The organism is Methylobacterium symbioticum (genome assembly GCF_902141845.1).
GTDB lineage: Bacteria > Pseudomonadota > Alphaproteobacteria > Rhizobiales > Beijerinckiaceae > Methylobacterium > Methylobacterium symbioticum.
The window spans coordinates 59,554-71,019 of the sequence record NZ_CABFPH010000020.1; the positions used below are offsets into that span (position 1 = coordinate 59,554).

The 11,466-nt window shown below is 70.5% G+C and carries 12 protein-coding genes; 7 read left to right on the forward strand and 5 right to left on the reverse strand.

Features of this window, described 5'->3' with window-relative positions:
* Positions 1 to 108: 108 nt before the first annotated feature.
* Positions 109 to 2,988 carry a phosphoenolpyruvate carboxylase gene (locus MET9862_RS09615; RefSeq protein ID WP_142582781.1) on the reverse strand — a complete coding sequence of 960 codons (2,880 nt, stop codon included), beginning with the start codon at positions 2,986 to 2,988 and terminating at the stop codon, positions 109 to 111.
* A gap of 185 nt (positions 2,989 to 3,173) precedes the next feature.
* On the opposite strand from MET9862_RS09615, the gene MET9862_RS09620 reads away from it, so the two are divergent.
* Genes MET9862_RS09620 through MET9862_RS09630 form a run of 3 tightly spaced genes read left to right on the forward strand, consistent with a single transcriptional unit; the run spans position 3,174 to position 4,701 of the window.
* Entirely contained in the window at positions 3,174 to 3,440 is a 267-nt protein-coding gene (locus tag MET9862_RS09620) for a hypothetical protein (protein ID WP_142582782.1), read from the forward strand.
* A 3-nt stretch (positions 3,441 to 3,443) separates the two neighbouring features.
* The gene (locus tag MET9862_RS09625; protein ID WP_142582783.1) at positions 3,444 to 4,217 is read left to right on the forward strand and encodes a hypothetical protein; all 774 of its coding nucleotides are present in this window, start codon (positions 3,444 to 3,446) and stop codon (positions 4,215 to 4,217) included.
* A 43-nt stretch (positions 4,218 to 4,260) separates the two neighbouring features.
* Complete coding sequence (locus tag MET9862_RS09630; protein ID WP_142582784.1) at positions 4,261 to 4,701, forward strand: cupin domain-containing protein; 441 nt, start codon at positions 4,261 to 4,263, stop codon at positions 4,699 to 4,701.
* A 7-nt stretch (positions 4,702 to 4,708) separates the two neighbouring features.
* On the opposite strand, the gene yddG is transcribed toward MET9862_RS09630, so the two are convergent.
* Positions 4,709 to 5,620: an aromatic amino acid exporter YddG gene (gene yddG / locus MET9862_RS09635; protein ID WP_142582785.1), complete on the reverse strand. Its 912-nt coding sequence runs from the start codon at positions 5,618 to 5,620 to the stop codon at positions 4,709 to 4,711.
* Positions 5,621 to 5,728: 108 nt separating this feature from the next.
* Between yddG and MET9862_RS09640 the strand changes: the two genes are divergently transcribed.
* The gene (locus MET9862_RS09640; protein ID WP_142582786.1) at positions 5,729 to 6,958 is read left to right on the forward strand and encodes a glycerophosphodiester phosphodiesterase family protein; all 1,230 of its coding nucleotides are present in this window, start codon (positions 5,729 to 5,731) and stop codon (positions 6,956 to 6,958) included.
* 193 nt (positions 6,959 to 7,151) lie between these two features.
* On the opposite strand, the gene phbB is transcribed toward MET9862_RS09640, so the two are convergent.
* A complete protein-coding gene (gene phbB, locus MET9862_RS09645; protein WP_142582787.1) occupies positions 7,152 to 7,880 on the reverse strand; it encodes an acetoacetyl-CoA reductase in 729 nt (242 codons plus the stop codon).
* 181 nt (positions 7,881 to 8,061) lie between these two features.
* The gene (locus MET9862_RS09650) at positions 8,062 to 9,246 is read right to left on the reverse strand and encodes an acetyl-CoA C-acetyltransferase (protein WP_142582788.1); all 1,185 of its coding nucleotides are present in this window, start codon (positions 9,244 to 9,246) and stop codon (positions 8,062 to 8,064) included.
* Positions 9,247 to 9,526: 280 nt separating this feature from the next.
* Between MET9862_RS09650 and phaR the strand changes: the two genes are divergently transcribed.
* Both phaR and MET9862_RS09660 read left to right on the forward strand, forming a co-directional pair.
* The gene (gene phaR / locus MET9862_RS09655; RefSeq protein ID WP_142582797.1) at positions 9,527 to 10,144 is read left to right on the forward strand and encodes a polyhydroxyalkanoate synthesis repressor PhaR; all 618 of its coding nucleotides are present in this window, start codon (positions 9,527 to 9,529) and stop codon (positions 10,142 to 10,144) included.
* Positions 10,145 to 10,244: 100 nt separating this feature from the next.
* Positions 10,245 to 10,532, forward strand: a complete 288-nt coding sequence (locus tag MET9862_RS09660; protein ID WP_142582789.1) for a hypothetical protein — start codon at positions 10,245 to 10,247, stop codon at positions 10,530 to 10,532.
* A 151-nt stretch (positions 10,533 to 10,683) separates the two neighbouring features.
* Here MET9862_RS09660 and rpmF read toward each other — a convergent pair whose 3' ends face one another.
* On the reverse strand, positions 10,684 to 10,872 hold the full coding sequence (gene rpmF / locus MET9862_RS09665) for a 50S ribosomal protein L32 (RefSeq protein WP_003601373.1): 189 nt from the start codon (positions 10,870 to 10,872) through the stop codon (positions 10,684 to 10,686).
* Between the two features lie 309 nt (positions 10,873 to 11,181).
* Here rpmF and MET9862_RS09670 point away from each other — a divergent pair.
* Positions 11,182 to 11,466 (forward strand): ComEA family DNA-binding protein (locus MET9862_RS09670; RefSeq protein ID WP_142582790.1); only part of this gene is annotated, 285 nt, incomplete at its 3' end.

Consider the following 11,466-nt stretch of genomic DNA (forward strand, 5'->3'; position numbering starts at 1 on the left):
CCGCGGGCAGGCGCTCATATGGGGATGCCTGTTCCCGGCCGCATCCTCATGCCGCGCCGGAACGCAGCGTTAGCATGGACGGGGCGCCTCCCGCCAGCGAGGCGCGCCTCACCCGAATGCCCCGACCTCGTGCTGGATCATGCCGGAGATCTCGCGGACCTGGGCGAACATGCGCCGGATCGGCTCGAACAGGCCGGTATGCTCGGCCTCGTAGGTGCCGACGTCGCGCGGGCCCGCCGGCTCGCCGAAATTGAGGCCGAGCGTCGGGTCGGGCGTGATCGGGAAGATGTCCTCGAGGAGCTTCAGGCAGCCCTCGATGTCGAGGCGCAGGAAGCGCTCCAGGAGCTGCTCGCGGGTCATGCCGGCATGCGGGCGGAAGCCCGGGATGTGCACGGCCGTGAACCAGATCTTATGGATCAGCGCGAGGCGGATGGCGTGTAGCAGGGTCAGGCGCACGGACATCTTCTTCAGGTCGGGCGCGGCCATCTGCAGGCTCAGCCAGTCGCAGGTGAGGCGGCCGAACAGGCGGCGCAGGCCGGGCGCGAGGCCGAGCCGGTCGAGGCTGTGCGCGATGATGACGAGCTCCTCGCGGCGCCCGTCCTTCTGGGTCCGGCGCGCCCGCTCCAGCCAGACGGCCGGGTCGAGGGTGTCGATATAGGCGCGCAGCACGTCGAGGTCGCCGACGCTCGCCGCGTGCTGGGCCAGGCGGAAGGCGCGGGAGAAGCGCACCGACTCGCGGCGCATGTCGCGGAACAGGTCGGGCGCGCGGCCGGCGGCGCGGCCGAGACCGTGCAGCGAATTCGCGAGATAGCCGAGCTGGTGCAGGATCGCGTTGTTCGGGATCGCCCGCATCTGGCGCGGATGGGTGATGAGCGCCGGGCCGCCGGACTCGCTCTGGCGCGCCACCGGCCGCGAGCCGGTGCGGTCGATCAGGCTCGGGCCGAAGGTGCCGAGCAGGGCCGCGTAGCCGGGATCGTCGACGAGGGCCTCCATGTCCTGGCGGACCACGGTGAAGAACTCGAGGGCGAAGTCGGTCTCGGCGTAGACCGGATCGTCGTCCGCGTCCGGCCCCTCGCCGGGCTCGGACAGGGCATAGTCGGAGAAGGCGTCCTCGTCGGCGATGTCGAGGGCGTAGACGTGCTCGGCCACCCGCGCGACGCTCGCCTCGGCCAGCGCCCGCGTGCCGAAGAGCAGGTAGCCGTCCGTGCCCTGGAAGCTCGATTCGAGGCGCACCCGGATGCCGGCGGCCCTGTTCTTGGCGCGGGCATCCTCCGGGGCGAGGTAGGCGAGGCGGTCGCGGAGCGAGGTCGGGTGCGCGCCGCGCCCGATCGACTCGCCGTGCGTGTCGAAGATCGCGAGCTCGACGCCCTGGAGCCCGTTCTGGACCAGCATGTCGGTGATGCGCAGGCGCAGCCGCTCGATCCAGAAGGTGGCGGCCAACTGGCCGACATAGCGTCCCGAATCCGAGTAGCCGAACTGCACGGTAAGTCGGCCGATGCGCTTGAGGTACTGCCGCCAATGCGGGTTGCGCAACGCATCGTCCAGCACGCGGATACCCTGTTCCAGCGCCTCCGCCGTCTCGAAGAGCGGCGTGATCTCGAGCTTGTCCGCGATGCCGTAATGCCGCGCCAGCCACAGGGCGGCGAGCAGGGTGTAGCCGGTCTCCGTCTCGGCGATGAGGAAGCGCACCGGATGGGTGCCGTCCACGTGCTTGAGGATCTGGGCGATGGTCATCATCAGCCGGGCGGCCGAGGCGCGCTCGGCGGCGAGCGCCCCGAAATCGACGGCGACCGGCTGCACGTCGTTGAGCAGCGTGTGGATGGTGGCGAGGTGCGAGCGGCGCTGGGCCGGGTCGGCGGGCTCGCCCTCCAGGTCGGTCACGCGGCGGACCGCGTTGTGGATCTGGCTGGCGTTGAGCCGGAAATGCGGCAGGGCGTTCGAGAGGCCGTGCGTTGCCACGCCCGCCCGCAGCACCGCGATGGCCCGCTTCTCGGCGTCCCCTGGTGCGGCGGCGACCGCCGCGGCGAGGCCCGCGAGCAGCGTGCCCGCATCGGTCTGAGCCCGCTCGCGCTCGATGATGAGGGCCAGGGCGAAGCGGTGCACCGCCTCTAGCGAGGGCTTGGTGCCGAGCTTCGGTGCCACGGCGAGCTGGCGGTTGACGGCGGCGAGCGCCTGCTCGGCGAGCCCGCGCACCACCTGCGTGGCCGGGATGGCGGGCAACTCGCGGATCACCCGGTCGAATTGCATCCGCTTCGATTCGAGCCGGTAGCGCAGGGTGTCCCACCAGCCGATATCGGTGCGCCCGTCGGTGTCGCAGCCGACCCAGCTCGCCACCGCGAGCGGGCGGAGCGCCAGCTCGGTCCAGCGGTCCGGCCAGCGCCGACGGGCGGCGTCGAGGAGCGCGCCGTTGAATCCGTCGAGGGCGAGGCGGGCATTGTTGGCCGCGATGCAGGCCTGATCGAACTCGTCGTCGAGGCTGATTTGCGGATCGGGCCGGGTCGAGAGGGCGGCGGCCTCGGCGACGAGGGGCGCGCGGGCGCCGGCCTCCGGCAGGCTGGCGCTTTGGGCGATCAGCGCGGCCACGGCTCGCTTCATGCCGAAGGTCGGATGCGCCGTGAACACGATCGCGAAGGCGGTGCGCCCGACCAGGTCGCGGAAGGTCTCGAAGTCCCCGGCCTTCTCGGGGATCGCCGCGACGAGGCGGGCCGGAACTGCGGTCTCAGGATCCGCCGTCGCGTCGAGGCCGACATAGCTGCGCAGGCGCTCGGCGCGCGCAGCCAGGGCCTGCTCCCGCAGGCGCACGAACAGCGCGTCGAGGTCGTCCCCCGTGATCTCGCCGCGATCGAAGCGGCGGGTGATAGCCAAAGTCACGGCGAGCACCGGATTGCGGAAGGGATCCTCCGCCGACTGCTCGCGAGACGCCTCGATCAGGCCGAGGAGATGCTCCTCGAGTTCCGCCGGTGTCCTCTGGCCTGTCCCCTGCTGCATCGGCGATCCTCGCTCCCTCGACTATCCGCTCGTTCGTATCGTGTTCGTATCGTGCGGCCGCTCGAATGCGGGCGGGTTCGGACGGGCAAGGCAAGGTCCGTTCCGCGCCGCGGCAAGCTGGGCCGTGATCGCGCAGCCACGAGGCAGGTGCAAGGGCGCGATCCTTGGAGTAACGGTACGGCGGCATGGAACTCATCCTGATCCTGGCCGCGATCCTGGCCTGTATCGTCGCGGGGGTGGCTGTGATCGCGATTTCGGCGCGGCACGGTCGGCCGCCCTTGCGCCTCGGCAACGAGCATGATGAGCGCGACGAGGCGCTGCTGCTCGCCGAGGTCGGGCCCTCGCATAGCCCGATCGACCGCGACGCCGAGATCCTGGAAGCCGAGGTGCTCGAACTGGATCAGGCGCGCGACGCGCCCCGCTTGCCCCGCGAGCCGAAGCGGGAGCGCTGAGGCATGGCCGGAATCCGCACCGCAATCCTGGGCTCGGCGCTGTTGGCCGCGGCGCTCACCGCCGGAGCGATCGGCCTGATCGAGTGGTCGGGCTCGGGCGCACCGGCCCCGTTGCCCGCTGAGGCGGCGCCGCCCCTCGAGCCGAAACCTGCGCCGCCCGCGCCGGAACCTGCGCCGCCGCCCCTGACCGACAGGGCCCCGCCGCCGGATGCGACCTTCGCCGCGCCGCCCTCGCTCGCCTGTGGGCCGAAGGCGGCGCGCTACGAAGGTGAGAAGGGGTTCCAGCTCTTCGTCACGCGGGCCGGGCGGGCGGAGGTCGAGAACGCCCTGCGCCCCCTCACCCCCGAGGTGACCCAGGTGCTGCAGGTAACGATCGGCTCCAAGGTTGCCACCGCCTACGGACCCGATCTCGACGCGCTCCGGCGCGGCGGCCCGCCGAGCGCGATCGAGGCCCGGCTCGGCAGCGCGATCAAGTGGCAGGAGGGCCTGCCCGCCTTGCCCGACCCGCTCGCCATCGTCGGGGAAGACGGCCAGCCGCTCGCGCGCCTCGGCTTCCGCGAGTGCACGGAGGCGCCGCCGGTGCAGGCGCCGCCCCCCACCGCCACGCGCAAGGAGCCCAAGGACGGCAAGCCGCAGCGCAAGGCGGCGAAGCCGCAGGAGCATGACGGCCAGAGGGCCGAGGGCGAGGTGCAGCCGGCCAAGGCCGCGCCGAAGCCCAAGCCCGGTCCGAAGGTGCCGCCGGGCTTCACCCTGCCGCAGGGCGCGATCGCGGAATAGATTTCACGGGAAAACCCCGGCCGAGCTTAAGGAAGGTTCAAGGATGTCCTCAGCGATGACGGCCGCCCAGGTGATCGCGGCGCTGGGGCTGCAGCCGCACCCGGAGGGGGGCCATTACCGCGAGACGTTCCGCGACCCGCGCATGGCCGAGGGCCGCTCGGTCGGCACGGCGATCTACTATCTTCTCGATGTCGGCGAGGTCTCCGCTTGGCACCGGGTGGACGCCGCCGAGATCTGGCACTGGTACGCCGGCGCACCCCTCGTCCTCACCGTGAGCCCGAACGGGCACGATGCGCAGGCCCTGCATCTCGGGCCGGACCTCGCCCGCGCCCAGCGTCCGCAGGCCGTGGTCCCCGCAGGCCATTGGCAGACCGCCACCAGCCTCGGCGCATGGACGCTCGTCGGCTGCACGGTCTCGCCCGGCTTCGATTTCGCCGGCTTCGAGATGGCCCCGCCGGACTGGCGGCCGATGCCGCGCGCCTGAGAGCCTGTCAGGCTCGGCGCGAGGCCCGCACGGCGAGCAGCGCGCCGGTCACGATAAGCAGGCAGGCGGCCGCGAGAGCCGGGCTCGGGGCGGCGTAGCCTGTGGCCACCAGGATCAGGGTCGAGAGAACCGGGGCAGCATAGGCCGCCACGCCGAGCACGCGCACGTCCCCGCGCTTGCAGCCGATATCCCAGAGGTAGAAGGCCGCGCCCACCGGCCCGAGGCCGAGCAGGAGCACGGCGCCCCATTGCACCGGCTCTTCGGGCCAGGCCGTCGTCTCGAAGCCGAGATGGCAGAGCAGGCTCAGGGCGGCCGTGGCGAGGCAGAAGCCGGCCACGGCATCGGTCGGCACCGCGCCGACCCGGGCCGACAGCACCGAATAGGCAGCCCAGACGAAGGCCGCGCAGAACGCGGCCACGTAGCCCGGCAGGCCGGCGCCCGCGAAGCCGAGATCGCCGCGACCGGCGAAGAGCGCGGCGACGCCGAGGAGCCCGAGTCCCGCCCCGGCCAGATGGCCGGCGCGCAGGCCGCCCGCTCCCGGCAGCAGGCCGGAGAACAGCACGATCAGGAGGGGCCAGAGATAGTTGATGAGACCCGCCTCGGCCGGCGGCGCGAGCCGGAGCGCGCTGAAATAGAGGGCATGGTAGCCGAACAGTCCACCGACCCCGAGGAGCCAGACCGGCCAGGGCTGGCGCAGCGCCCGCGCCCGCTCCGGGCGGAGGAGGAAGCCGGCGCAGCCCACCAGCCCGCCGAGGAGGAAGGTCATCGCCGCGAGTTGGAACGGCGGTACGGACCCCGAGGCTGCCGTGAAGAGGGCAAGCAGCGACCACAACAGGATGGCGCCGAGTCCGGTGGTCGTGGCGGCGTTGCGGCGATCGCGGTCCGGGGCGGCGATCGTGGTGGGCTGCGGTTCGGTCATGCCCGTAGCGCTACCATATCGCCGGGACGGCTCGACAGGCGGGCCGCGGTCATGGCGCCGTCACGGCTTTGCTGTAGCGGCGGCGGACCCGGCGGGAGACCCGAACCCATGCGCAGGATCGCCGCGACGCTGGCTCTTCTCATGGCCGTCTCACCCGGGGCGGCAACCGAGGAAGCGCAGCTCGGGCCGCGCCCCTTCTACCTCGTCGACAGCCTCGAGCCGGGGCCGCTGAAGGACAGGCTGGCCGCCTGCTGGATCGACAGGCGCTACACGCCGCGCCGCTTCTCGATCTCGCATCGCGGCGCGCCGCTGCAATTTCCCGAGCATACCCGCGAGGGCGTGATGGCGGCCTACCGGATGGGCGCCGGCCTCATCGAGTGCGATGTCGCCTTCACCAAGGACCGCCAGCTGGTCTGCCGCCACAGCCAATGCGACCTGCACACAACCACGGACATCCTCGCCCGGCCGGACCTCGCGGCGAAGTGCACCAAGGGCTTCGCGCCGGCCGACCCCGCGAGCGGCCGCAAAGCCTCGGCCCAGTGCTGCACCAGCGATCTGACGCTGGCCGAGTTCAAGTCACTCAACGCCAAGATGGATGCCGCCGACCCGGAGGCGACGACCCTTTCCGCCTACATGAACGCGACTCCGCGCTGGCGTACCGATCTCTACGCCACCACCGGTACGGTAATGTCCCACCGCGACTACATCGCGCTGGTGACGTCGCTCGGCCGCAAGTTCACGCCGGAGCTGAAGGCGCCCCAGGTGCCGATGCCCTTCGCGGGCGACTACACGCAGGACCGGTACGCCCAGGCGCTGATCGATGATTACAAGGCTGCCGGCATCCCTGCCTCGGACGTGTTTCCGCAGAGCTTCCAGCTCCGGGACATCCTCTACTGGCTGGAGAAGGAGCCGGATTTCGGCCGGCAGGCCGTGTTCCTCGACGACCGGGACGAGCGCGACAAGGGCACGTTCGACCCCGAGGTGCCCGAGACCTGGAAGCCCGGCATGGCCGAGCTCGCACGGATGGGCGTGCGCATCCTGGCGCCGCCGCTCTGGATGCTGGTCCGGCCCGGTCCCGGCGGCACCATCGAGCCCTCGGCCTATGCGCGGGAGGCGAAGAAGGCGGGCCTCGATCTGATTGCCTGGTCGCTGGAGCGCTCGGGGCCGCTCAAGGGCGGGGGCGGCTACTACTACCAGTCGATCAAGCCCGTGGTGACGGGCGACGGCGACGTGCTGCGGCTCCTCGACGTGCTCTACCGCGAGGTTGGGGTGCGTGGCGTCTTCTCCGACTGGCCGGCGACCACGACCTTCTACGCCAATTGCGTGGGGGCCGATTAGAGCAACCGGCTTCGCCCATCAGATCCCCTCATCCTGAGGTGGCCGCGCCAGCGGCCCTCGAAGCAGTCCTCCAGGGATCGCGAGACAGCTGGAGGTCTCCTTCGAGGCCTCCGCTTCGCTCTGGCACCTCAGGATGAGGTGTGCGGTTGGGACGAGCCGGAGCAGCCCCGAAGGACGTACTCCGGCCGTCCGATCAGACGAAGTGCTGGCCGCCGTTGATGGTCAGCGTCGAGCCGTTGACGAAGCCGGCCTCGTCGCTGGCGAGATACTCGACCGCGTGGGCGATCTCGTCGGCCTCGCCGAGGCGGCCGGTCGGGATCGTCGCGATGATCTTGTTGCGGATGTCCTCCGGCACGGCCATCACCATCTCGGTGGCGATGTAGCCCGGGGCCACCACGTTCACGGTGATGCCCTTCGCGGCGCTCTCCTGCGCCAGCGCTTTGGCGAAGCCGATCACGCCGGCCTTGGCGGCGGAATAGTTGGTCTGGCCGGCCTGGCCCTTCTGCCCGTTGATCGACGAGATGATGATGATGCGCCCGAAATTGCGGCTGCGCATGCCGTCGATCAGCGGCCGGGTGCAGGTGAACATCGAGTCGAGGTTGGTCTTGATGACCGCCTGCCACTTCTCGAAGGTCATCTTGTGGAAGGCGCCGTCGCGGGTGATGCCGGCATTGTTCACCAGGATGTCGATCGGCCCGAGCTCGGTCTCGATCGCCTTGATGCCCGCCTCGCAGCTCGCGAGATCGCCCACGTCGAACTTGAAGACGGGGATGCCGGTCTCGGCCTTGAAGGCGTTGGCGGCCTCGTCGTTGCCGCCGTAATTCGCGGCCACCTTGTAGCCCTTGTCCTTCAGCCGCTTCGAGATCGCCGCGCCGATGCCGCGGGTGCCGCCGGTGACGAGGGCGACGCGTGCCTGTGCCATGGGGTTTCCTCCGAATGTTCTTGTTGGCTGGCCCTGATTTCGGGGACGTGACCGCCCCCGCGCGATGGGCGCATCTTGCCCATCGCGCAGCGGTTGCGCACCGAATTTATTCTTGATGGAGCCGTGAAAGCGTTTCAGCGCGGGCCGGGTTGTCCCGCCCCGCGCCGGAAACGGGCGGCGATCAGGGCCGCTCGAGGCACATGGCGACGCCCATGCCGCCGCCGATGCACAGGGTGGCGAGGCCCTTCTTGGCGTCGCGGCGCTTCATCTCGTGCAGCAGCGTGACGAGGACGCGGGCGCCTGAGGCGCCGATCGGGTGGCCGATGGCGATGGCGCCGCCATTGACGTTCACCTTCGCATCGTCCCAGCCCATGTCCTTGTTCACGGCGAGGGCCTGGGCGGCGAAGGCCTCGTTGGCCTCGATCAGATCGAGGTCGCTGGGCTTCCAGCCGGCCTTGTCGAGGGCCTTGCGCGAGGCCGGGATCGGGCCGGTGCCCATGATCTTCGGATCGACGCCAGCCGTCGCCCAGGACTTGATCTTGGCGAGCGGCGTGAGCCCGCGGCGCTCGGCCTCGGAGGCCGACATCAGCACGATCGCCGCTGCGCCGTCGTTGAGGCCCGAGGCATTGGCGGCCGTCACGGTGCCGTCCTTCGAGAAGGCGGGCTTGAGCTTGGCCATCGCCTCGACGGTGGCGCCGTCGCGGATGTACTCGTCGGTGTCGACGACCACGTCGCCCTTCCGGCCGGGCACGGTGACCGGGGCGATCTCCTCCTTGAAGCGGCCCTCCTTGCGGGCGGCCTCGGCCTTGTTCTGCGAGCGGGTCGCGAACTGGTCCTGCTGCTCGCGGGTGAGCTGGAAGGCCTGGGCCACGTTCTCGGCGGTGGTGCCCATGTGGTAGCCGTTGAAGGCGTCCCAGAGCCCGTCCTTGATCATGGTGTCGACGAGCTTGACGTCGCCCATCTTCTGGCCGCCGCGCAGGTACTGCGCGTGGGGGGCGAGCGACATGGATTCCTGGCCGCCGGCCACGATGACCGTGGCGTCGCCGTTGGCGATCTGCTGCATACCGATCGCGACGGTGCGCAGGCCCGAGCCGCAGACCTGGTTGAGGCCCCAGGCGGTGGCCTTCTCGGGGATGCCCGCGGCGATGGCGGCCTGGCGGGCCGGGTTCTGGCCGGCGCCCGCGGTGAGCACCTGGCCGAAGATCACCTCGTCCACGTCGTCGGGCGACACGCCCGCCCGCTCCAGCGCCGCCTGGATCGCCACCTTGCCGAGCTCGTGCGCGGGCACGCTGCCGAAGGCGCCGCCGAACGAGCCCACGGGGGTGCGCGCCGCTCCGACGATGACGATGTCCTCGCTGCCTGCCATCTGACGTTCTCCTCTCGCGGCCGGCGCATCTTAGGATTTCCGCGCTCTGGTCCGTTGGAGAGGGATGAAGGGCCTGGGACGGGCGAAGTCAAGCGCATAACCGCCCTGCCGGTGACGGCATGAGCAGGGCGCCACATTGGCATTGGCAGCTCGTTATGCATGATTGTGCTGGGAAAGGCGCCAGATTGCGGTTTTCGACGCCGTCTGAAAGCCTTAAGGTCTTCGAGCGCGCGCAATGTTTGTGATGGCCGCGCCGTCGTCATTGGGAGAGGCCGCGAAGATGGCGGAGAACGTCAAGGCCCAGCAGACCGTCATCAAGAAGTACGCCAACCGGCGCCTCTATCACACCGGCACCTCGACCTACGTCACGCTCGAAGACCTCGCCACGATGGTCCAGAACGGCGAAGACTTCGTTGTCTACGATGCCCGGACCAGCGATGACATCACCCGCTCCGTGCTGACGCAGATCATCTTCGAGCAGGAGAACAAGGCTGGTGCCGACAATCTGCTGCCGGTGGCCTTCCTGCGTCAGCTGATCCGGTTCTACGGCGACAGCATGCGCACCATGGTGCCGAGCTTCCTCGAGTTCTCGATGGCCAACTTTGCCCGCGATCAGGACGGGCTGCGCGAGAAATTCGCCACGAGCTTCGGCCCGGCCGCATTCCAGAACGCGATCGAGCAGCAGGTGCGCACCAACATGAACTTCTTCGGCGACGCCATGAAGATGTTCACGGGCTTCTCGGGCGCCGGACTCCCTGGCGCCAATGCGGGCAGTGCGCCCGGCGCCTCCGCGGCAAAGCCGCTCGCCTCGGCGCAGCCCGCCTCCAGCGAACTCGACGACCTGAAGCGCCAGATGCTGGCCATGCAGGAGCGTCTGGAGGAATTGGCGAAGAAGTGAGGCGCACCGCGCGCTCGCGCCGCCCGCAAAGGTTGACGAACCGTTAACGCCGGCTCCAGATTTGCACCGTCCGCGCCGTCCCGTGCGGAGGGTGCGCGACATGATCCGGATCGAGGCAACGCGCCGTCCCGCGGCGGCACAGAGCGACGTCTCCCGCCAGCCTGCGGCGGCCGAGCCTGTCGATACGCTGGGCCGGGCGGTCGTCGCCCTGCCGGCGACCGGACGCCGGGCCGAGGATCGCACTCCTCATCGCCGGGATGGGCGCCCGCAGGCCGGCTTCGTCGCCCACCTCATCGCCAGCGTCGATCCGAGCCTCGTACCCTCGCGGGCCGAGCGGGCGCGGCGCGCCTGCGCGCTGTACGACGCGGCGGCGCAACAGGTCGCCTAGAGCGCGCTCCGACGAAGGGGATGCCGGTTCGGCGAAAGAGAGTGCGTCCAACAAGGACCCGGGAAGGCACACGAACAGGGGAGCGGTGCGCACGAAAAAGGCCGGCGCGGCCCTCGCCGCACCGACCCTCGGACACGTCCGGCAGAGAGGATCAGGCTTCGGCCGACTTCACCTTCAGGACCTGACGGCCGCGGTACATGCCAGTCTTCAGGTCGATGTGGTGCGGACGGCGCAGCTCGCCCGAATCCTTGTCCTCGACATAGGTCGGGGCCTTGAGGGCGTCGGCGGACCGGCGCATGCCGCGCCGCGAGGGGGAGGTCTTTCGCTTCGGAACGGCCATGACAACGATCCTTGAACTGGCGGATTGCGACGAAAGCGGCGCGCGGGCGGCTCCTCCCGGGAGAGGATCGCCTCATGCACCGCCTGATACGGAGATTCGAGGGCGCGTTTATAGCGGCCGCGACGCGCCCTGGCTAGAGCCTCCGCCGCATCGCCGCGCGCGGACACGATTCCGGAGCATCCCCAATCCCCTGACGCGCCAGCCTGTCGCACGTTAAGCCACGGTTCAAGCAGGGAAGATCAGGTTTCGCGGCACCGGATCCGTCCCAACCTCGCTGCGGCGGGCCGCGTATCTTTCGGGAGTACCGTCATGGTCTCGTCCACCACCTCCGCGCTGCGCGCCCTCGCCGTCCTGACGGCGCTCCTCGGCACGCCGGCCCTCGCGCAGTCCCCGGCCCCCGCGACGCCGACCGCGCCGGCCAAGCCTGCCCCGGCGCCCCCGACCACGCCCGCGGCGCCGAAGGCTCCGAGCGCTCCCGTCGCCGGTGCGCCGAACGCGGCCAAGACCGCGCTGGTCGATCTCAACAGCGCCACCGCCGAGGAACTCGACGCCCTGCCCGGCATCGGCACCGCCCGCTCGGCGGCGATCATCAAG